Origin of the sequence: Pseudoalteromonas sp. MIP2626 (assembly GCF_013414205.1) — a bacterium.
Classification (GTDB): domain Bacteria; phylum Pseudomonadota; class Gammaproteobacteria; order Enterobacterales; family Alteromonadaceae; genus Pseudoalteromonas; species Pseudoalteromonas nigrifaciens.
The window spans coordinates 1-20,878 of record NZ_JAATTW010000042.1 but is presented as its reverse complement, the minus strand read 5'-3'; the positions used below and the strand labels follow the sequence as shown (position 1 = coordinate 20,878).

The following is a 20,878-nucleotide window of genomic DNA, read 5'->3' as shown; positions in this document are numbered from 1 at the left end:
TTAAAAATCCAATTTCTCGATGATTTGGTTAGCAACAACTTTAGCGCTTTGCTCATCAGTGCGTACAACAAAATCAGCCACTTCTTTATATAACGGTTCGCGTTCTTCTGCTAAACGTTCTAATACATCACGAGGTGCTTCTTCTGTTTGCAGTAATGGGCGACGCTTGTCGCGTTGTGTGCGTGCAACTTGTTTTTCAATCGGTGTCTCTAGGTATACTACAATACCGCGAGCCGAAAGCTTGTTTCTAACTTCTTTACTCATTACTGAACCACCACCGGTTGCAAGTACAATACCCTGCATTTCGGTTAGATCGCCAATAACAGATTCTTCACGAAGTCTAAAGCCTTCTTCACCTTCAAGATCAAACACCCAGGCAATATCTGCACCGGTACGGCGTTCGATTTCTTGATCAGAATCAACAAATTCAAGGTGTAATTGGTCAGCGATGTGACGACCAATCGTACTTTTGCCAGCCCCCATGGGGCCAACTAGAAATATATTACGTTTCTCAGCCATATCTTTTAGTACAAACGAACTCTAAAATTTGAAATAAAACCCCGCCTAACGACCTGGCCCCAAAATTAAGGAGAGGATTATCTCAGTAATCGGTTGGGTATTTCAAGTCAATTAGCATAAAAAGCCATATAACGAGCAATTAATCTAAATAATCATCCATTAGTTAACAAAACATTAGCTTATTTTAGGGAGTATTTATTTTTCATGGTTAAAATTTGTGCAACCCAAAGTTATATTTATCAAATTACTGATAACTTTACTACGTAATGTTATGTAAAACTCACACAGTAAAGCGCAAAATAACACTAGAGTGCACCCGAAGGGCAGCGCATGTTGGTTTTATGCTGCTATCGCATATTTTGGGAAGTAACCACACTGCATATTCTCTACTTAGTAAACTAAGTAGAGTGCTGCAAAATCAATATTCAAATATAATCACGCCCTAATCAACTTGTATCTTAGGAGTGACGAAAATCAGTAGTTCACGCTTTTCGTTAAACTCACTGGTACTTTTAAACAGTCTTCCAATGTATGGAATGTCGCCCAATAAAGGAACTTTTTTGGTCGAATTAATAATTTGCTGTTGAAAAATACCACCCAAAACAACTGTTTGGCCATTTTCTACCAGTACCTGCGTTTCAATTTGTTGCGTATCAATTGCAACCGCAGGGCCTGTTCCGGTCTGTACTGTATCACCTCGGGTATCTTGAGTGATAATTAAATTCAAAATAACTTTGTTATCAGGTGTTATATGCGGTGTTACTTCTAAGCTAAGTACTGCTTTTTTAAAGCTTACTGTTGTCGCACCACTAGAGGCTGATTCAACATAAGGTATTTCGGTACCTTGTTCAATCCTCGCCTTTTGCTGGTTAGCCGCAGTAATTCGCGGACTAGCAATAATTTCACCTTTATTTTCTTCTTCAAGCGCAGTTAGCTCTAAATCAATTAACGTACCATTAGCTAGTTTAGCAATATGCATACCTATGCTAGCTGAAGGATTGGCAACCGGCAGGTTTACATTTAATCTATCAGACAAGCTTGGAATATTACCATTAGAGATGTTTTCAGCCCCCTCTAGGGTGCCTGAAATACCATCGGTTCCCTGCTGATCACTAAAGCCCCAACGTACCCCTAAATCTTCTGTAACGTTGTCGCGTACGGTTACCATGCGCGCTTCAATTACAACCTGCTTTACGGGTATATCTAGCGTTTCGACCATGCGGCGTACGCTTTCGATACTTTTTGCCGTATCTTTCATTAATAATGTATTGGTACGCTGATCAACCGACACACTCCCTCTTGGGGTTATAATGCTGTTAGTGTCCGTTTTTAGTAAATCTGCAAAATCTTCGGCCTTTGCATAATTTAAGCGAATGTACTCGCTGTACAAAGGCTCTAAATCTTCTACTTGTTGCTTTGCTTTTAAGTCTTTTGCTTCACGTGCTGCAAGCTCTTCTGATGGGGCTACCATTAAAATAGAGCCATCCATACGCTTATCAAGACCTTTTATTCTGAGTACCACATCAAGCGCTTGATCCCATGGCACGCCATCTAAACGTAGCGTTATATTGCCCGTTACAGAATCACTGGTTACTAAGTTAAAGTCGTTGTATCCGGCTATAATTTGCAAGACTGCACGTACCGAAATGTCTTGAAAGTTCAGGGTCATTGGTCGACCTTGATATTCTTTACCACCATCAAGGTAAGCATTTTGGGTTTCGTCTTTCTCAACATTTAAGGTAAAAATATTATCTATTTGCTGATAAGTAAACGTAAATGCTGCGTTTGGCTCAATAACAATTCGGCTCAGGTTATCTTCTTTAAAGGTTTCTATATTGCTTACGATAGTACCAAAATCAAGTACATCTAATTCGTATAATAAATCATCTAAAATATCAGTGTGATGAAACTCTGCAATAATTTTACCGCCACTTTCATGTACTTCTATTGCGGCTTGAGTATCTTGCAAAAATACCAATACTTTAGCTTCGCCCTTTTCACCACGGCGAAAATCAATAGATTGAATACGATTAATGTAACTACCGCCAATGCTATCTGCAGCATCATCAGTCGTTAGCGCTTGCTCGGTTAATGGATTATCAGAGATACGCAGCGAGACCAGATTATTATTAACCTGGGTTTCATAAATTTTCAAACGCTCAAGATGTACCGTTACTTTTAAACCGTTACTTGTCATTACGCTGGTTACATTATTTATTCCAGCCAAATTAACAGCAACATCGGCTAACCCTTGATCTAACTGTGCATTGGTAAACAGCATTTCTATACGCGCTGGGCTATTGAACACTTGAATACTTGGTTGCTGGGTTAATTCTTCATCAAATACCAGCTGTAGTTCGGTTTCGCCTTTTAATAATGGATTATAGCGCACGTCATAAAGTAGCGGCTCAGCTACCGCAGTTTTAGCTATTAATAGTGCAAAAATCACTAATAAAGCTGACAATACACGATGAAGCGAACCTACATCCTTATACATATTTGTATGACCTTTTTTGTTATTAATTTGCGCCATCAATTGTCGCCTCTAACATTTCTAATTTAGTCTGACGCTCTTTCCAACAGCCAGATCCATCAGGGATTAATTCTATTAACTCAATATAGTCACTACTCACTTTTTTTACTTTTCCGTCGTAAGTGCCCAAGTAACTCCCTACGGTTACTCTATGCAGCGTTGCATCAGCAGCAGTAATAAGTGCCCATGTTTGGCTATTAGAACCTAGCGTGCCTTTCATCGCTAGGTTATCTAGCGGATATTTTTCTAATGGCTCACGAACTCTATCTGGATCTGGGTGCAAACAATTTTTAATTTGCGTTAACTTATTTTGTATAATTTCAGGTTGTGGAGCTACAAATGGGCTGCGCAATTGACCTGCATTGTATTCAAAATACTCAAACTGAATGAGCTCTGGTATTTTCTCCACTCTGGGGGTTGTACTTGCTTTTACCTGATCAATAAATTCTTTTTGTTCAGAAGTGTCACTATTACAGCCACTCAATAACGTTGTAAAAATAGCCACTAAAGGGAGTTTATTCATTATTTAGCCCCCTCTTCGTAGCGATAAGTTTTTGCAATCACACTAAATGTTAACTGCTTTTCTCCAGATGATAAAATAGAAAAGTCATGTAAACTAACAATTCGCGGTAATTGAGCCACTTTACCTACAAACTGACCAAATTCATGGTAGGTCCCTACCACTTCTATTTTTATTGGCAGTTCGGTATAAAATTCTTTTTCAACTTCAGGCAACCAACCAATTTTTAAAAAGGTTAAGCCACTGGTAGTACCCACATAAGATAAGTCATCTAATAAGCCTGGGGTTTCATTAGAGGTTGGTAGGCGTTTTAATAGCTGAGAAAACTTATCTTCCATTTCAATCATTTGCAGTCGATAAATATCTAGTTTACTGGCTACCGCATATTTGGTGCGATAAGTAGTGCGCAGCTCCACCTCTGTGGCTACCGCGTTGTGATAACTGTCTATTTCATCTGAAACTAATAAGCTATAGCTAAAAAACAACACTAAACCCGCAATAAAAGCACCGCAAATAACCCTAACAACAACCGGCCATTCACCTATATTATCAAGTTCTATTTCATTCCAATCTATATCTTTAAATGCTTTAAAATCAAGGTTCATCATGTACCTCGCCAATTTTATCGAATGGTTTTACATAAAACTCCATATTAAAATCACTCAACAAACGCGACGATTTATCGCCAGCAACAATACCTTGCATTACTGGGCGCTCTAATAAATAAGAACTTTGCACTTCGCGTAGCAAGGTTGAAAGGCGATTATTTGATTCGCTTTTTCCAAGTACATGAATTTGATTACCGCGTCGCTCTAGCTTAGTTAAATAAACCCCTGCAGGAACTATTTTTGCGACTTCATCCATAATTTGCGTGCCTAAATTACGACTCCTTTGCAGGTTTTCAATTAAGCGCATACGCTGCTGCAGGTTTTCTTTTTTCTTATCTAGCTCTCTAATGTCTCTTATTTCTTTATCTAGCATACTTATTTCTGCACTAAGGTAATTGTTTTTTAGATTTTGACCCTCTTTTAAAGCGCCATAAAATGAGCTCAATAAATACATACTCAAAAAACACAAAACAACAACTGCAATTAATGAAGTAATAAACTTCTTTTTTGAGTCTTCACGCTGTTGTTCACGCCAAGGCAGTAAATTTATATGTGGCATGATGAAAAGCTCCTCAAAGCGAGTCCTGTTGCAATAGCAAATTGCGTGCGATGACGCTGTAATACATTACGGTCAACTCTAGGAGATATTTCCATATTTACAAATGGCTCGGCTACAATTGTGTGTATACCTAACTCTTCGACTAATAAGCGCTCAAAACCGCTAATCATAGCTGTACCACCGGTTAATACAATATAATCTAGCTGATCTTTGCCCGTGGTGGTTAAAAACATTTGCACCGCGCGGCGCACTTGTTGTAGCAAGGCTGTTTGAAAAGGTGCAAGTACTTCAAAGGTATAATTTGGCGGTAAGTCGCCGGTTGCTTTACCAATTTCAGCTTCATCAAAGCCTTTATTATAATAAGTAACAATACTATTAGTGTATTGATCGCCACCAAACACTTGGTCGCGGGTATAAATTGTATCACCCGCTTGCACTACACTTACGAGTGTTAATACCGCGCCAATATCGACAATTGCAACGCACTTATTAAATGCATCACTTGGTAACTGTTGATAGTACACATCCATTGCTCGGCTTAATGCGTAGCTTTCTACGTCAACCACTTTAGCAACTAAGTTAGCCGCTTCTAACGCGCCAACACGTGCTTCAACGCTTTCAGTACGCGCAGCCGAAAGCAATACATTCATTTTACTAGGATCGGCGGCATTGGTTGATAGCTTTTCAAAATCAAGATTAACTTCATCTAATGGATAAGGAATTAAGCTGTCTGCTTCAATTTCAATTTGCGATTCTAATTCAGCGTCACTTAAGGTGACATCCATGAAAATCACCTTGGTGATCACGGTCTGGCCTGAAACAGCCACCGCAGCTTCTTTTAGTGATTTAGGTAATTTTCGTTTTAATTTAGTTATTACATTACCAATTGCTTCAATATCTTGAATAGTACGCTCACTCATGGCGCCTTTTGGCATAGGTTCAATTGCAAGTGCTTCTAATCGAAGCCCAGTGTCTGTTTCACTTAACAGTACAGCTTTGATAGAGTGCGATCCTATATCAATGCCTACCATCATCGGCGATGGCTTTTTAAATAGTTGACTTAGCATGTTTGCAACTTTGCCTTTGTTTTAATAATAAACAAGTTATAATTCTTATCTGAAAAAATACTATTCATTTTTTAATCAATATATACTAGCAGCCTCAACTTGTAATTGGGAGTCCATTTAGGGAAATATCAGTGATTTTATTAAAAAGAACTTTACAATTTTTTATCATTTGCACATTATTTGGACTGATCACTTTGTTCAGCCTTTATTATTACGTTAAACCTGATATCCCAAGTGTGCAAGTTTTAAAAGACGTGCAATTACAAACTCCTATGCAAGTATTCACTAAAGATGGTCTGTTGATCAATCAATTTGGTGAAAAACGACGAATTCCGGTCACAATAGACCAAATACCACAACCCCTCATTAATGCATTTTTAGCCACCGAAGACAGCCGCTTTTATGATCACCTTGGTATTGACCCAATAGGTATAGTGCGCTCTGCGCTTGTACTTATATCTACCGGAGAGAAAAAACAAGGCGCTAGTACTATTACTATGCAGCTAGCACGTAATTTTTTCTTAACCCGCGAAAAAGCCTACATTCGTAAAGTAAAAGAAATTTTTATCGCGATACATATTGAAAACTTATTAAGCAAAAACGAAATTCTTGAGCTGTATTTAAATAAAATTGAATTAGGTAATAGGGCGTTTGGTATTGGTGCAGCAGCGCAAGTTTATTACGGTAAAGAACTAAAAGACTTAACCCTTGCGCAAATGGCAATGATTGCCGGCCTGCCAAAAGCACCTTCAGCGCTTAATCCTATTCGCAATCCAGTGCGTGCTAAAGCGCGTCGTAATGTCGTACTTGGTAGAATGTTGTCTGAACGTTATATAACCCAAAGCGAATATGAAGAGACTATTAATCAACCTATAACGGCCGTTTTTCATGGCGCTGAAATAGATTTATACGCACCTTATATATCTGAAATGGTGCGTGCAGAAATGGTTGCTAAATACGGTATTGATAAAGCGTACAACTCTGGCTTTAAAATATTTACCTCGGTAGAATCCCACGTTCAACAAGCTGCGCAAACGGCTTTAGTAAATAACTTACATAGTTACGATATGCGCCACGGTTTTAGAGGTCCAGAGCGTTTATTATGGGATGCGCAAACACAACCAGCATTAAGCCAAGCACAAATTCTTAACCAGCTAAAAGACGTAAAACAGCTTGGCGACTTACAAGCAGCAGTGGTATTGGCGGTTAACGAAAAAACAGCCGACGTTTTACTAAAAAATGGTGAACTGGCAACACTTACATGGGATAACTTAAAGTGGGCACGTAAATATATTACGCGTTACCGCCAAAGTTTTGCTCCTAAAGCTGCAACTGAAATATTAGTACCAGGTGCACAAATATGGCTACGTAAAAACGACGATAATAATTATTTATTGAGTCAAATTCCTGAAGCCTCTAGTGCCATTGTGTCTTTAGACCCTCAAGATGGCCGTATTAAAGCAATTGTTGGTGGTTATAGTTTTGAGCAAAGCCAGTACAACCGTGCAGTGCAAGCTAAACGCCAAGTCGGCTCAAACATTAAACCCTTTATTTACTCTGCAGCTCTGGAAAAAGGCTACACTTTAGCATCCATTTTAAACGACGCTCCAATTAATCAATGGGATAAAAGCCAAGGTATTGCATGGCGCCCAAAAAACAGCCCTGCAGTTTATAATGGCCCAATTCGTATTCGCCGCGCATTGGCGCAATCTAAAAACGTTATTTCGGTTCGTCTTCTACGTGGTGTAGGCTTGCAACGTACTGCCGATCATTTACTTAAATTTGGTTTTGATAATAAAGACATTAACCGCAGTGAATCCTTAGCGCTTGGTAGTGCTTCCATTTCTCCATTAGAACTTGCTCGTGGTATGAGCGCGTTTGCTAATGGCGGGCATTTAATAGAACCGTATTTTATATCTGAAATTCAAGATGCCTTTGGTACAGTGTTATTTAAAGCAAACCCAGCCCTAGCCTGCGATGAGAACACGCAGCCCCTCGCTATCGAAAATAACAGCAGCCTAACGATAGAAAATACTGAGCAAGGTGAAAAAGCGCAGCAAACAGTGCAATGTGCCCCACGTATTATTTCTAAACAAAATGCTTTTTTAATTGCAGACGCTATGAACAGCGCAATTTGGGGCGGCGGAAGCTGGAGCAATAAAACAGGCTGGACGGGGACTGCATGGCGAGCACAGCGTTTAGGGCGTCGTGATTTATCGGGTAAAACAGGTACCACAAACGATTCTGTTGACACTTGGTTTAGTGGTTTTAACCGCAATGTACTCACCTCAGTATGGGTTGGCTTTGACAACCCTGGCAATACTCTAGGTCGTTCTGCTTATAACAACAACCTTGATAGTGGTCAAATAACAGGGGCTGAATCGGGCGCTAAAACAGCTCAACCGGCATGGAATGAATTTATGAGGGCAGCTCTTGATGGGCAACCAGAAGCGCCAATTGAACCACCTGAAGGATTAGTTTCTATTCGTATTGATTTAGCGACTGGCTTATTAAGCCACAAAAATGATTATACTAGCCGCTTTGAATACTTTGAAAAAGGCACTACCCCAACTAGTTATGTGCTTTCGCAGCCAAGCGATATTTTTGAAGAAAACACCAAAACAGAAGAAGAGCTATTTTAACCATAAGCACATCTCTCATTAGCTAAATGGTTAATTACGCTAAAAAACGGCAACCTTCTTAGGTTGCCGTTTTTTGTTTTATTTAATTATTACTTTAAGTTTTTTATCAGCCAATATAAGTCAGAATGAACGCCTGCTGCAGTCACTTCCTTACCAGCACCTGGGCCTTGTATAATCAAGGCATTATTGCTGTACCACTGGCTGTTAATAACAAAAATATTATCACCCGGGGTTAAGTTTGCTAATGCGTCATTGGGCGTAACATACGCTAACCCTACTTTGGCCGTTACGCTATCGTGCTCAATACTCAGTAAACCTGTATAACGAAGTACCGCGTTTTGTAATTTTGCATTGCGTGCATGCTCTTCAATAAAAGTGTCGAGCTTATGTTTATTAGCTAAAAAGTCATCCCAGCTACCTAGTGCTAGCTCATCGGGCATTAACGGCGCTAAGGCAATGTCGTTAAGGTCTAATTCAACCCCTAACTCTCGCGCTAAAATAAGTAGCTTACGCTGCATATCTCGCCCCGATAAATCTTCGCGCGGATCGGGTTCAGTAAAACCCATTTGTTGCGCTTCAAGTAATAACTCAGAAAATGCAGTTGCGCCATTATACATACTACATAACCACGATAACGTACCCGAAAAAACACCTTCTATACGTGTTATTTTATCGCCACTGTTTTGTAAATCTGCAAGGGCAAAATTAATTGGTAAACCGGCACCCACACTAGCGTTATAGCGCCAATATAAATTGCGCTGCGCAATATTGTGCTGCAACGCTTTATACCAAGGAGTTGGCGCGGTACCAGCATACTTATTAGCACTAATTAAATGACAATCAAGCGCAACAAAATCTGGGTATAACTGACTAAATTGCTCGCTGGCGGTTATATCTATAACCACTTTATGCTCGTAATCAAGCTGGCCAATAGCGGTTAATAAATCTTGGCTGCTATAGTCAACAGCCTCTAACTGCCATTGGTTCTTCCAGTGCTGTACATTTATGCCGCTGGGATTAAATAGCAGTTTTTGCGAACGTGCTAATCCCACTAACTTAATATTAAAGTCGGTTGATAAACGTGCTAGCTGCGCCGATAGTTGGCTAACAAATACATCCCCTACGTTACCAAGCCCTGCCACTATTAAGGCAATTTCTTGGCCTTTAGTGATCAGTTTATCGTGCAGCACATTAAGCACATCACTATCAATAAGCTGATCCGTCAGTAGCAATACATAACCACTATCTTGATGCACAAAGCGAGGTTCAATATTATGCAAATTGAGCAACTCGCGTGCCTGAGTACTCAATAAGTTTATATCTTGCTCAGGAGCAACTAGCGCGCAACCATGTAGGTTAGACTCGCTAATATTGGCTCTTCCTGCAAAGTAACTAACTACTTGATGGGTCGCTACTGCCGGTACTATTAGGTAAGTTTCACCCGCGCTACTAAAATGATGCAAACTATGTTGAATAAGCTGGCTAACCTGAGTTACCTCACCCTCAACTAGCCCTTCAACACTAAGTAAATCTATATTTTCTAATGTAGTAATAAAGCGTTTTTGTTTTACACAGCCCTCTTTCACTACATTTGTTGAGCTTGCTTGCACGTCAAAACTACTGCGCACCGCAAGCTTTATATCGGTATTTTTAAGTGGCGATAATGTTTTAGCGTGTAAAACGGGGTTACCTAATCTTGCCAATAAGTTAGCTTGCGCTCTACATACCTTAGCGTATTTAATGGCCTTGTTAACTTTACGTGGGTCGGTACTAAATATCCCTTGTGTATCGGTCCAAATATATACTTGTTTAGCATTGCAATAACTTGCCAATAAGGTTGCACTGTAATCACTACCATTGCGACCAAGAGTGACCGTATCGCCTTGGGTATTAGCCGCAATAAACCCTGTTACCACGTTAATTTTGTGCTGGCTAATAAGCTCACTACACTGCTGTGTATTTTGGCTATGCAATAATTGTCCATCACTTAGCGTAAACAAGCCTCTTGCGTCTTGCATGCATGCAGCAACATTAAGTTGCTGTAAATACGCAGCGAGCAAACGAGCTGACCACAACTCACCATGGGCGAGTAGCGCCGCTTCTTGCAACTGCTCAGTACTCGCTAATTTAGCAACTAAACTTAGCTCTTCATTTAGAGTGGTTAAAGCGCTGCGCTTTAAATCGCCCTGCAGTAGCTGCGTTATTAAATCACTTTGATGATTGTTTAATTGCAATACAATATCAGCGAGCGCTTGAGTATCGTGCTGCTGATAACTTTGCCACAGTTTTACTAATGTATCTGTGGTTTTTCCTGCAGCCGATACCACTACACAATCACCGGGCTGAGCTTGCCCTAAAATTATTTTTGCAACGCTTTTATAGCGCTCGGCTGAGCTTAAACTCGAACCACCAAACTTATGAATATTATTAGTCATATTAATTACCACAACGCCGGGTGAGCAGCGCTCAATTTAACATTACTACTTGCGCTAGCACCTGTTTTACCTGCGTTATTGTGCTGACCTGGTTGCACTAAATTAAATACCCGATCAAAGTCTGCTAATAAATCTGCTACATCTTCAATACCTATCGACACACGAATAAGCGTATCGCCAACGCCAGCGGCTAAACGAGCCTCGGCTTCCATTCCTGCATGCGTCATTGTTGCTGGGTGGCATATTAAGCTCTCTACGCCACCTAAAGATTCAGCTAAGCTAAATGTTTTAAGGTTTGTTAAAAATGCAGCTGCGTCATTCACATCACCTTTAATGTCAAAACTAACCATGCCACCAAAACCAAGTTGCTGTGCTTTAGCCAATTCATGTTGTGGATGCGACTCTAGCCCCGGGTAATATACTTGGCTAACAAATTTTGAGCTTTCAAGGTACTTAGCAATAGCTAAGGCATTTTCTTGATGCTGCCGTAAGCGTACATTTAAAGTACGCAAGCCACGCAAAGTTAAGTAACTATCAAACGGTGCCCCCGTTATACCAATATTATTTGCCCACCAAGCCAGTTCTTCACCTAGTTCGTCAGTTGCAGCAATAACCGCACCGCCAACCACGTCTGAGTGGCCATTTATGTACTTAGTGGTTGAGTGCACCACAATATCAACGCCAAATTTAATCGGGTTTTGTAATGCAGGCGATAAAAAAGTGTTATCTGCAGCTACCAAAGCACCGCATTGTTTCGCAATATCGGTTACTGCTTTAATATCAGTTAAACGTAAAATAGGGTTACTAGGGGTTTCTATCCAAATTAACTTAGGTTTGATTACTAAAATTTGCTGCAAACTTTCTGGTTTAGTTAAATCTAACACTTCGAGTTTTAATAGGCCGCGCTTTTGTAATGAGGTAAATAAGCGATAGCTGCCGCCATAACAATCATGGGGGATCACCAACGTATCGTCACTATTAAGCAGCTGAGTGGCTAAATGTACGGCAGCCATTCCTGTTGCAGTAATAATGCCGCGAGCACCACCTTCGAGTTCGCTGAGTGCTTGGGCTAAAGTATCACGATTTGGATTACCACTGCGGCCATAGTCATATTGACGTTTTGTATCAAAGTCGGCAAACGAATAAGTGGTTGATAAATACAGCGGAGGCACAACCGCGCCATGGTGCTTATCAGCATCGACACCACTGCGAACTGCAATTGTCGCTTTATTTTTTTCACTCATATTTATTACCTGCTTTATTTAGATGTTTAGACGTCTAAAACAGTAATTCATTCAACTTAAGAAGTCAAAACATTTAAACACCTAGCCATCTGTGCAACAAGTATTTGACTAATTTGTTTAAATCGATAGAATTTCACGCATATTCGCGCTATTTTTTAGTAGGGTGAGCAATTAATAATCTGAGGCAACGATACATCTTATGGCAAAATGGAATGGCGAGTATATTCACCCATACGCAGAACACGGGAAAAAATCAGAGCAAGTTAAAAAGATCACCGTTTCGATCCCGCTAAATGTATTAAAAGTACTAACCGATGAACGCACCCGTAGGCAAATTAATAACTTACGCCATGCAACTAATAGCGAGCTATTATGTGAAGCATTTTTGCATGCGTTTACTGGGCAACCGTTACCTAACGATGATGATTTACGTAAAGATAACGCCGAAAAAGTGCCTGAAGAAGTGAAAAAAATAATGCAAGAAATGGGCTTAGAAGTTCCTGTTTTAAACGAAGACTAAACAGCGGCTTTTAAACAAAAAAACCTCAGCATGGCTGAGGTTTTTTTATGGCTATAAATTACACTGAAGTAACTTAATACCGAGCAACATAATGCTGCTTATTCCATATAGTTTGCTGGCAGCTCTATTTGCGCTACGCCTGAAGCAATGGCTGCTAATGCAACTGCTTTAGCAATACGCGGCAATAAACGCGGGTCCATAGGCTTAGGAATAATATACTCTGCACCAAACGCTAGCTTATCGACACCGGCAGCTTTTAGTACTTCTGGTGGAACCGGCTCTTTGGCAATACTTCGAATAGCTTCAACTGCTGCAATTTTCATTTCATCGTTAATTTCACTGGCACGCACATCAAGTGCACCACGGAAAATAAACGGAAAACACAACACGTTATTAACTTGGTTAGGGTAATCTGAGCGCCCTGTTGCCATAATTAAATCGCTACGTGCGCCGTGTGCCAATGCCGGATCAATCTCAGGGTCTGGGTTCGAACAAGCAAATACGACTGGCTTTGCTGCCATTAATTTTAAATCATCGGCCGATAATAAGTTAGGGCCCGATACACCAACAAATACGTCAGCATCTTCAATTACATCTTGTAATGTACGCTTATCGGTATTGTTAGCAAATAACTGTTTGTACTCGTTTAAATCATCACGGCGAGTGTGAATAACACCTTTACGATCAAGCATATAAATATGTTCACGCAGTGCACCACACTTAATTAATAACTCCATACAAGCAATCGCTGCAGCGCCGGCACCTAAACATACAATAACTGCATCTTCAATATCTTTGCCTTGCACTTCCAGCGCATTTATCATGCCTGCAGCCGTTACAATAGCCGTGCCGTGCTGATCATCATGAAAAACAGGAATACTACAGCGTTCAATAAGCGCCTTTTCAATTTCAAAACACTCTGGTGCTTTAATATCTTCAAGGTTAATACCGCCAAAAGTATCAGCAATATTAGCCACAGTATTTATAAAGTCTTCGGTGGTGCGGTGTTTTACTTCAATATCAATTGAGTCAATACCTGCAAAGCGTTTAAACAGCAACGACTTACCTTCCATTACCGGTTTTGACGCTAACGGGCCTAAATTTCCTAAGCCTAAAATGGCAGTACCATTGGTGATCACTGCAACCAAATTACCTTTACCTGTGTACTTATAGGCATTTGCAGGGTCAGCAGCAATTTCACGCACCGGCTCAGCTACACCGGGGCTATAAGCTAAAGCGAGATCATGAGCCGTTTCTGCAGGCTTGGTTAGCTCAATGCTGATTTTACCTGGAACGGGGTGAGAGTGATAATGTAGTGCTTGTTCACGAAAGTCCGACATAACGCGATTATATCCTGCAATTTAAGTTAAAGTGAGAGGGAGTAAAGCGACACTTAACATGCCTTAAAGTACGATACCCTTATTATTTTTAAATTCCAAGCAATATCAGGTCTATCCTGTTATATGCTAGATCTGTTAATTTTAAGCGAATTTTCAGCAACTTCGATAAAAACACCGCTACTTTTCATAAATATAAATTGTGCTAAAAGACACTTTTCAAGCTTATTTTAGTTAAAAGTATTATTCACAAAACAGGTTTTTAAAACGTAAATAAAATCAGCTAAAAGCGATTATTTATTCTGCTTTAACAACACATAGCTTCATGTTGGCTACTTTTAGAAACCGAGTTGAAAATTAAGCTATTAAAAATATAGAGAATATTAAGTCATTTGTCTGCAAAGGTTTATGCATACCGAGAATAAGAACAGGAAATAGTTATGCAAAAAGCAATAAACTTAAAACTAGCGAGGTTAGGGGGAAGTTAGAGGATTTTTAGGCATAAAAAAAGCATCCTAAGATGCTTTTTTTAACTAAATAGCAATAATTACTTTTTGCTACCAAGTGCACCGAAACGCTTGTTGAAACGATCAACACGTCCGCCAGTGTCTAAAATCTTTTGCTTACCAGTGTAAAACGGGTGACACGCAGAACAAACGTCTAGGTGAATATTTTTACACAGAGTAGAGCTAGTTTCGAATTCGTTTCCACATGAACAAGTTGCAGAAATTACTTCGTACTTAGGGTGAATACCTTCTTTCATAGAAACCTCTAGTTAAGGCCGCATCGCTCTCCAAACCCGGAGTCTGGCACCATACGTCGTTAAAACAAATTTATTGGTGGCGGATTTTATCCAACAACCATCAAGCACACAAGCATTAATTAGTATTTTTGCTAAAAAAATAACCATTTTGAGTAAACAAGGTTATTTGGTAGTAGGTTTTTAGCTGTATTTTTAGTACATTAGGGCCAAGTATTAGCACGCCCTCCCCCATTATTTTTTTAACAGTTGAGTTACTATGTATTTTGTTGAAGTTGCTATAAAAGTTCCACTACCGCGCACCTTTGATTATAAAGTAGATAGCCAGCTTGGTGAAGCTTCTGCGCCATTAAAACCCGGAATGCGGGTGTTAGTACCCTTTGGTAATCAACGTAAAGTAGCCGTGGTTTTAGCGCTTAAAACAACAACCGAAGTGCCTGAAAACAAAATAAAGGCAATTTTTGAAATTATCGACGATACGCCAATTTTATCTGCAGAGCACATAGAGTTACTGCGCTTTACTGCCCGTTATTATTGCTACCCGCTGGGTGAAACCATTCATATTGCATTGCCAAGCGCACTACGCCAAGGCGAATCGCCTGATAAAACCAGCATTAATATGGTAGCCCTAACGGAAAAAGGCGCGCTGCTGCCGTCATTAAAAGCTAAAACTCAACTTAATTTACTAAAGCAGCTATCGCAATCAGGCAAGTCGTCATTAACCGAGTTAAAAGCTTTGGGCTTTAGTAAAAAAACCATTGATAGCTTAATAGATAAGGCACTCATAACACAGTCAATTGAGCATGATAACCACTGGCAAAGTGTAGCCCCAACAGTGGGTAGCAAACCAACACTTAACAAAGAGCAAGCGGTTGCCTGCACCACAATTAATCAAAGCAGCGGTTTTAGCAGCTTTTTATTAGAAGGTGTAACCGGTAGCGGCAAAACAGAAGTGTACTTACAATGTTTAGAAGAAGTACTAAAGCGCGGCGAACAAGCACTAGTATTAGTGCCCGAAATAGGCTTAACCCCGCAAACCGTTAACCGCTTTCGCCGCCGCTTTCCCGACACCCCCATTATGCTTTGGCATTCAGCTTTAACCGATAATGAACGTTTACAAACCTGGCGTTTTTGCGAAAAAGCCAGCTGCGCCATAGTAATAGGCACACGTTCGAGTATTTTTCTGCCATTTTTAAAGCTCGGCATGATAGTGGTTGATGAAGAACATGACTCGTCTTTTAAACAGCAAGACACGCTGCGCTACCATGCCCGTGATTTAGCTGCGTATCGTGCATATCAGCATAAAATTCCGCTTATATTAGGCAGTGCAACACCGGCACTCGAAACCCTGCACAAAGCAATTAATAATAAATACCAACTACTGAGCCTTACTGAGCGCGCGCAAACCGCTACCGATAACCAATTTAAATTACTCGATATGAAAGGTCAGCCCGACCAAGCAGGCATTGCCCATGCCAGCCTTGCTACCATGCGCCAACATTTAAAACGTGGCAAACAAGTGATGGTGTTTTTAAATCGTCGTGGATTTTCGCCCACGTTAATTTGCCATGAATGTGGTTGGTTAAGCGAATGCAAGCGTTGCAGCACCAGCGCCACTTTTCATAAAGCTATTGGGCAAATGATTTGCCATCACTGTGGCGATCAATATCATGTTCCACACCAATGCCCCGACTGCGGTAGCACGCAAATTTTTCCTAATGGTAAAGGCACTGAGCAAATCGAAGAGTTTTTATCGAGTGAATTTCCACAAACCCCTGTTACACGTATCGACCGCGACTCCACTCGTCGTAAAGGCAGCCTTGAAAAAGCACTGGATGAAATAAACCTAGGCGGCGCGCGCATTTTAGTGGGCACGCAAATGTTGGCTAAAGGGCATCACTTTGCCGATGTAAGTTTAGTGGTTATTTTAGACGTAGACAGCGGCTTATACTCCTGTGATTTTAGAGCAACTGAGCATTTAGCCCAACTTGTTACGCAAGTGGCCGGGCGTGCTGGGCGCTCAGGTGAGGCAGGCCAAGTGTTATTGCAAACACATTTTCCTGAGCACCCACTATTACAAGATTTGGTTAATAATGGTTATCAGGATTTTGCTCGCTTTGCACTGCGTGAACGTGAAGATGCAGACCTACCACCAATCACGAATATGGCCATTGTTCGCGCCCAAGGACACAATATAAAACAAGTCGTCGATTTTTTGACAGATTTGGTTCCAGTAAGCGGGGTAACTGGTATACAATTGCTCGGTCCAATACCTGCTCCTCTTGAAAAAGTAGCAGGTATGTATCGTTTTCAATTACACATTCAAGCGCAAGATCGCCGCGTATTGCACCAATATCTTGCGCAAATGGTTGATTATCTAAGCACTAGCAAACTTGCACAAAAAGTACGCTGGAGCCTAGACGTAGACCCTATAGACATGATTTAGGTTAAGGCCAAAATAAAGCTATGGCACAGCACGATTACATTAACAAAAAACCAGCAAACCGCAAAAAAGCGAAATCAGCGCCCGCTAAAAAACCCTTTCCAATACTGTTAGTTTTAATTGTTACTTTATTGGTGGCAGGTTTTGCTTATGGCTTATGGTTTATTAAAAATAACGCCGATCCTGAGCTAGTTGAAAAACAAGCTAACCCTGTACCTACAACTCCTGTAGAAGTTGTTGTACCACGTACGCCTGCGTTTATTAAAGAAATTAGAAACCACGAAATTCAGGTTGAAGTAAAAGAACTTGAACAAAAAGGCCCTTACGTTATGCAGTGCGGCTCATTTAGAACCTACCCACAGGCTGAATCGTTAAAAGCTAAAATAGCCTTTGCAGGGCTTATTTCTGAAATAAAAGAGACCACAGGCAGCAGTGGCATTTGGTATAAAGTACGCTTAGGCCCTTATAAAACCAAGCGCCAAGCTGAGAGCGATAAAAATAAACTTAAACGTGTAAAAATAGTCGGCTGCGGAATTTGGGGCTGGACTTGAAAATAAACCATTCACCCATATAACCTCTTCATAATCGTTTTTTACGAGCTGCCCCTGCAGCTCGATGATGAGGAATAATATGACTACTATCGTAAGTGTACGTCGCGGCAACAATGTTGTAATTGGCGGCGACGGCCAAGTTTCGCTTGGTAATACAGTAATGAAGGGCAATGCCCGTAAAGTTCGACGCCTCTATAATGGCAAAGTAATTGCTGGCTTTGCCGGCGGTACTGCTGATGCCTTCACCCTTTTCGAACGCTTTGAAAGCAAACTAGAAATGCACCAAGGTAACCTCACTAAAGCCGCGGTTGAAATGGCCAAAGACTGGCGCAGCGATCGCGCTTTGCGCAAGCTCGAAGCGCTGCTTGCTGTAGCCGACGAAACTGCCTCTTTAATCATTACCGGTAATGGTGATGTAGTACAGCCAGAAAATGACTTAATTGCCATTGGCAGTGGCGGTAACTTCGCCCAATCGGCAGCAACTGCTTTACTGGAAAATACCGATTTAAGTGCTCGCGAAATAGTAGAAAAAAGCCTAACCATTGCAGGCAATATCTGCGTATTCACTAACGACTTTCAAACTATCGAAGAATTGTAATAGGAACCGCTATGTCTGCTATGACCCCAAGAGAAATTGTTCACGAGCTAGATCAGCACATTATTGGTCAAGCAAAGGCTAAAAAAGCCGTTGCTATTGCACTGCGTAACCGCTGGCGCCGGATGCAGTTAAGTGATGATTTACGTAATGAAGTAACGCCTAAAAATATTTTAATGATTGGCCCAACGGGTGTTGGTAAAACCGAAATTGCGCGTCGTTTAGCTAAACTTGCTAACGCGCCATTTATTAAAGTAGAAGCAACTAAATTCACCGAAATTGGTTATGTTGGTAAGGAAGTAGAAACCATCATCCGCGATTTAGTCGATGTTGCGATTAAAATGACGCGTGAGCAACAAACTAAAAAGTTTAAGCATCGCGCTGAAGAAGCAGCCGAAGAGCGTATTTTAGACGCGCTTTTACCACCAGCTAAAGATCAATATGGCGAAAGCCAACGCGATGACAGCTCTTCAACTCGTCAAACGTTTCGTAAAAAGCTACGTGAAGGTCAATTAGATGACAAAGAAATCGAAATTGATTTAGCTCAAGCACAACCAAACGTAGAAATTATGGCCCCTCCTGGTATGGAAGATATGACCAACCAGTTGCAAAGCATGTTTCAAAACATGGGTGGCGATAAGCGCACTAAACGTAAGCTAAAAATTAAAGAAGCCTTTAAACTATTAAGCGAAGAAGAAGCCGCTAAGCTAGTTAACCCTGAGGAGCTAAAAGAGCAGGCTATTTTTGCAGTTGAGCAAAATGGTATTGTGTTTATTGATGAAATAGACAAAATTTGTAAACGAGGTGACTCATCAGGTCCAGACGTTAGCCGTGAAGGCGTACAGCGCGATTTACTACCATTAATTGAAGGTTGTACGGTTAGCACTAAGCATGGCATGGTTAAAACTGATCATATGCTATTTATTGCCTCAGGCGCATTTCAAATGGCTAAGCCATCAGACATGATCCCTGAGCTACAAGGTCGTCTTCCTATTCGTGTAGAACTTGAAGCACTTACTGCTAATGACTTTAAACGTATTTTAACAGAGCCGCATGCATCGCTTACCGAGCAGCAGCGTGAACTGCTTAAAACTGAGCAAGTAACTATTGAATTTAGTGATGATGCAATTGAGCGCATTGCTAAAGCTGCTTGGCAAGTTAACGAAAAAACCGAAAACATCGGTGCTCGTCGCTTACATACGGTAATGGAAAAACTAATGGAAGAAATTTCATATGACGCTTCAGAGCAAGCCGGAACATCACTGGTGGTTGACGCCGCTTATGTTGAAAAACACTTAGGTGCGCTGGTTGAAGATGAAGACTTAAGCCGCTATATTCTTTAATTAAAATTAGCTGCATAAACAGTTATACTAAAAGCCTCCGCACTGGGGGCTTTTTAATGAGATAAAAATGAAACACGTAACAAAAGTACATTACCACAGCGTTAGCAAAAATTTAGATGTTTACTTTGATGATGACAGCCAAGCCGTATTTAGTTGTGAATTTTTACGTGTGCACTCCCCTTCTGCAGAAGTGCAAGGGCATGGCTCAGGGCCAATGAAATTAGTATTCAATAAACAGTCTGTTGGTATTAAAAACATAGCTCATGTTGGTCATTACGCACTGCGTATAGATTTTGACGATGGCCACAATAGCGGGCTATTTAGCTGGCAATATTTTGCAAAGCTACAGGCGCAGCAAGCGACTCTCTGGGATGAGTATTTAAAGCGAGTTAGTGAGCACAATAACTCTAAAGACAGCGTACCCATAAAGTTTATTCCTTAAACTATACGGGTACTTTATTGCTAAGTTTTAAACCTTAAATTTGTCAATTGCAGCAAAAAGCACTCGTGCTTGCGCTGATACTTCTTCGCTTGTTTGCGCATTGTTAGCAGCGTGCCCTGAGGTGTTTCTGGCAATATCACGAATACTCACCACATTTTTATTTACTTCAGATGCGACTTGGCTTTGTTGATCAATTGCCACAGCAATTTGTGTGCTCATTTCCATAATCGTTTGCACATCTTCGGTTATTGATCCGAGTAACTCACCAGCTCTATTTGCTTGCGATGCACTTTCATCACCTTGTGAGCGACACTGATGCATAATACTCACCACTTCTTGAGTGCGCTGTTGTAGAGTATTTATTATGCCTTCTATGTAAGCGCGCATTTAAGCAGTGCGCTTAGCTATAATCGAAGTCTAGCTGCACATTCCACGGCATTAGGTCGGTAAAATCATCATCACCCTCATCTCGATTCGGCAACGTTTTAAATAAATGCACAAAGTAGTAATACGGATTGATGTCATTAGCACGACACGTCATCACAATACTATAAAGTATCGCGCTGGCCTGAGCACCATTAACCGATTTTGAGAATAGCCAGTTTTTTCTACCAGTGGTAAACGGCCGAATATCTCGCTCAGTAATATTATTATCAATCCCTAGTTCGCCATCTTCACTATACCGCATTAATTTCGGCCATTGATTAAGCGTGTATTTTATCGCTTTGCCAATATAACTCCCCGCCGTTACTTTACCTTC

Annotated in this window: 18 protein-coding genes and 1 pseudogene; 7 read left to right on the top strand and 12 right to left on the bottom strand. The window is 40.7% G+C overall.

From position 1 onward, the window contains the following. The 6 genes from aroK to HC000_RS14430 all read right to left on the bottom strand — a co-directional run bounded on the left by aroK (nucleotide 1) and on the right by HC000_RS14430 (nucleotide 5,806). Nucleotides 1–519 (bottom strand): shikimate kinase AroK, encoded by a 519-nt coding sequence (gene aroK, locus HC000_RS14455; RefSeq protein ID WP_008466255.1) that lies wholly within the window; start codon nucleotides 517–519, stop codon nucleotides 1–3. Nucleotides 520–961: 442 nt separating this feature from the next. Next, nucleotides 962–3,052 (bottom strand): type IV pilus secretin PilQ family protein, encoded by a 2,091-nt coding sequence (locus tag HC000_RS14450; RefSeq protein ID WP_089368803.1) that lies wholly within the window; start codon nucleotides 3,050–3,052, stop codon nucleotides 962–964. Further along, on the bottom strand, nucleotides 3,039–3,575 hold the full coding sequence (locus HC000_RS14445; protein ID WP_179808009.1) for a pilus assembly protein PilP: 537 nt from the start codon (nucleotides 3,573–3,575) through the stop codon (nucleotides 3,039–3,041). Before HC000_RS14445 ends, HC000_RS14450 begins: the two co-directional genes overlap by 14 nt. Further along, nucleotides 3,575–4,177, bottom strand: a complete 603-nt coding sequence (locus HC000_RS14440; RefSeq protein WP_179808011.1) for a type 4a pilus biogenesis protein PilO — start codon at nucleotides 4,175–4,177, stop codon at nucleotides 3,575–3,577. Before HC000_RS14440 ends, HC000_RS14445 begins: the two co-directional genes overlap by 1 nt. After that, nucleotides 4,167–4,739: a PilN domain-containing protein gene (locus HC000_RS14435; RefSeq protein WP_179808008.1), complete on the bottom strand. Its 573-nt coding sequence runs from the start codon at nucleotides 4,737–4,739 to the stop codon at nucleotides 4,167–4,169. The genes HC000_RS14440 and HC000_RS14435 overlap by 11 nt, the downstream gene beginning before the upstream one ends. Next, the gene (locus tag HC000_RS14430) at nucleotides 4,727–5,806 is read right to left on the bottom strand and encodes a pilus assembly protein PilM (protein WP_011329364.1); all 1,080 of its coding nucleotides are present in this window, start codon (nucleotides 5,804–5,806) and stop codon (nucleotides 4,727–4,729) included. Before HC000_RS14430 ends, HC000_RS14435 begins: the two co-directional genes overlap by 13 nt. Nucleotides 5,807–5,937: 131 nt before the next feature. Between HC000_RS14430 and HC000_RS14425 the strand changes: the two genes are divergently transcribed. Beyond that, on the top strand, nucleotides 5,938–8,448 hold the full coding sequence (locus HC000_RS14425) for a PBP1A family penicillin-binding protein (RefSeq protein ID WP_011329365.1): 2,511 nt from the start codon (nucleotides 5,938–5,940) through the stop codon (nucleotides 8,446–8,448). Nucleotides 8,449–8,537: 89 nt separating this feature from the next. Here HC000_RS14425 and HC000_RS14420 read toward each other — a convergent pair whose 3' ends face one another. Both HC000_RS14420 and metB read right to left on the bottom strand, forming a co-directional pair. Continuing rightward, nucleotides 8,538–10,883 carry a bifunctional aspartate kinase/homoserine dehydrogenase II gene (locus tag HC000_RS14420; RefSeq protein ID WP_179808007.1) on the bottom strand — a complete coding sequence of 782 codons (2,346 nt, stop codon included), beginning with the start codon at nucleotides 10,881–10,883 and terminating at the stop codon, nucleotides 8,538–8,540. A 5-nt stretch (nucleotides 10,884–10,888) separates the two neighbouring features. Beyond that, nucleotides 10,889–12,127, bottom strand: coding sequence for a cystathionine gamma-synthase (metB, locus tag HC000_RS14415; RefSeq protein WP_179808006.1), 1,239 nt, complete (start codon nucleotides 12,125–12,127; stop codon nucleotides 10,889–10,891). Between the two features lie 199 nt (nucleotides 12,128–12,326). Here metB and metJ point away from each other — a divergent pair, with 199 nt between their 5' ends. Continuing rightward, entirely contained in the window at nucleotides 12,327–12,647 is a 321-nt protein-coding gene (gene metJ, locus HC000_RS14410) for a met regulon transcriptional regulator MetJ (protein ID WP_006793094.1), read from the top strand. Between the two features lie 98 nt (nucleotides 12,648–12,745). On the opposite strand, the gene HC000_RS14405 is transcribed toward metJ, so the two are convergent. Continuing rightward, nucleotides 12,746–13,987, bottom strand: coding sequence for a malic enzyme-like NAD(P)-binding protein (locus HC000_RS14405; protein ID WP_179808005.1), 1,242 nt, complete (start codon nucleotides 13,985–13,987; stop codon nucleotides 12,746–12,748). Between the two features lie 544 nt (nucleotides 13,988–14,531). Beyond that, entirely contained in the window at nucleotides 14,532–14,747 is a 216-nt protein-coding gene (gene rpmE / locus HC000_RS14400) for a 50S ribosomal protein L31 (RefSeq protein ID WP_011329369.1), read from the bottom strand. A gap of 256 nt (nucleotides 14,748–15,003) precedes the next feature. Between rpmE and priA the strand changes: the two genes are divergently transcribed. The 5 genes from priA (at nucleotide 15,004) to HC000_RS14375 (ending at nucleotide 20,118) form a co-directional block, all read left to right on the top strand. Further along, on the top strand, nucleotides 15,004–17,190 hold the full coding sequence (gene priA, locus HC000_RS14395) for a primosomal protein N' (RefSeq protein ID WP_011329371.1): 2,187 nt from the start codon (nucleotides 15,004–15,006) through the stop codon (nucleotides 17,188–17,190). Nucleotides 17,191–17,210: 20 nt separating this feature from the next. Further along, nucleotides 17,211–17,738 carry an SPOR domain-containing protein gene (locus HC000_RS14390; RefSeq protein ID WP_011329372.1) on the top strand — a complete coding sequence of 176 codons (528 nt, stop codon included), beginning with the start codon at nucleotides 17,211–17,213 and terminating at the stop codon, nucleotides 17,736–17,738. A 79-nt stretch (nucleotides 17,739–17,817) separates the two neighbouring features. Beyond that, nucleotides 17,818–18,336: an ATP-dependent protease subunit HslV gene (hslV, locus tag HC000_RS14385; protein ID WP_011329373.1), complete on the top strand. Its 519-nt coding sequence runs from the start codon at nucleotides 17,818–17,820 to the stop codon at nucleotides 18,334–18,336. 11 nt (nucleotides 18,337–18,347) lie between these two features. Then, nucleotides 18,348–19,676 (top strand): HslU--HslV peptidase ATPase subunit, encoded by a 1,329-nt coding sequence (gene hslU, locus HC000_RS14380; RefSeq protein ID WP_179808004.1) that lies wholly within the window; start codon nucleotides 18,348–18,350, stop codon nucleotides 19,674–19,676. Between the two features lie 67 nt (nucleotides 19,677–19,743). Further along, nucleotides 19,744–20,118: a gamma-butyrobetaine hydroxylase-like domain-containing protein gene (locus HC000_RS14375; protein ID WP_179808003.1), complete on the top strand. Its 375-nt coding sequence runs from the start codon at nucleotides 19,744–19,746 to the stop codon at nucleotides 20,116–20,118. Nucleotides 20,119–20,145: 27 nt separating this feature from the next. On the opposite strand, the pseudogene HC000_RS14370 reads toward HC000_RS14375, so the two are convergent. Together HC000_RS14370 and HC000_RS14365 are read right to left on the bottom strand one after the other, a co-directional pair. After that, nucleotides 20,146–20,493, bottom strand: a pseudogene (locus HC000_RS14370) (methyl-accepting chemotaxis protein); the annotation flags it as partial. 25 nt (nucleotides 20,494–20,518) lie between these two features. Then, nucleotides 20,519–20,878: transposase (locus tag HC000_RS14365; RefSeq protein WP_179808002.1), on the bottom strand; the 360-nt coding region annotated here is incomplete at its 5' end.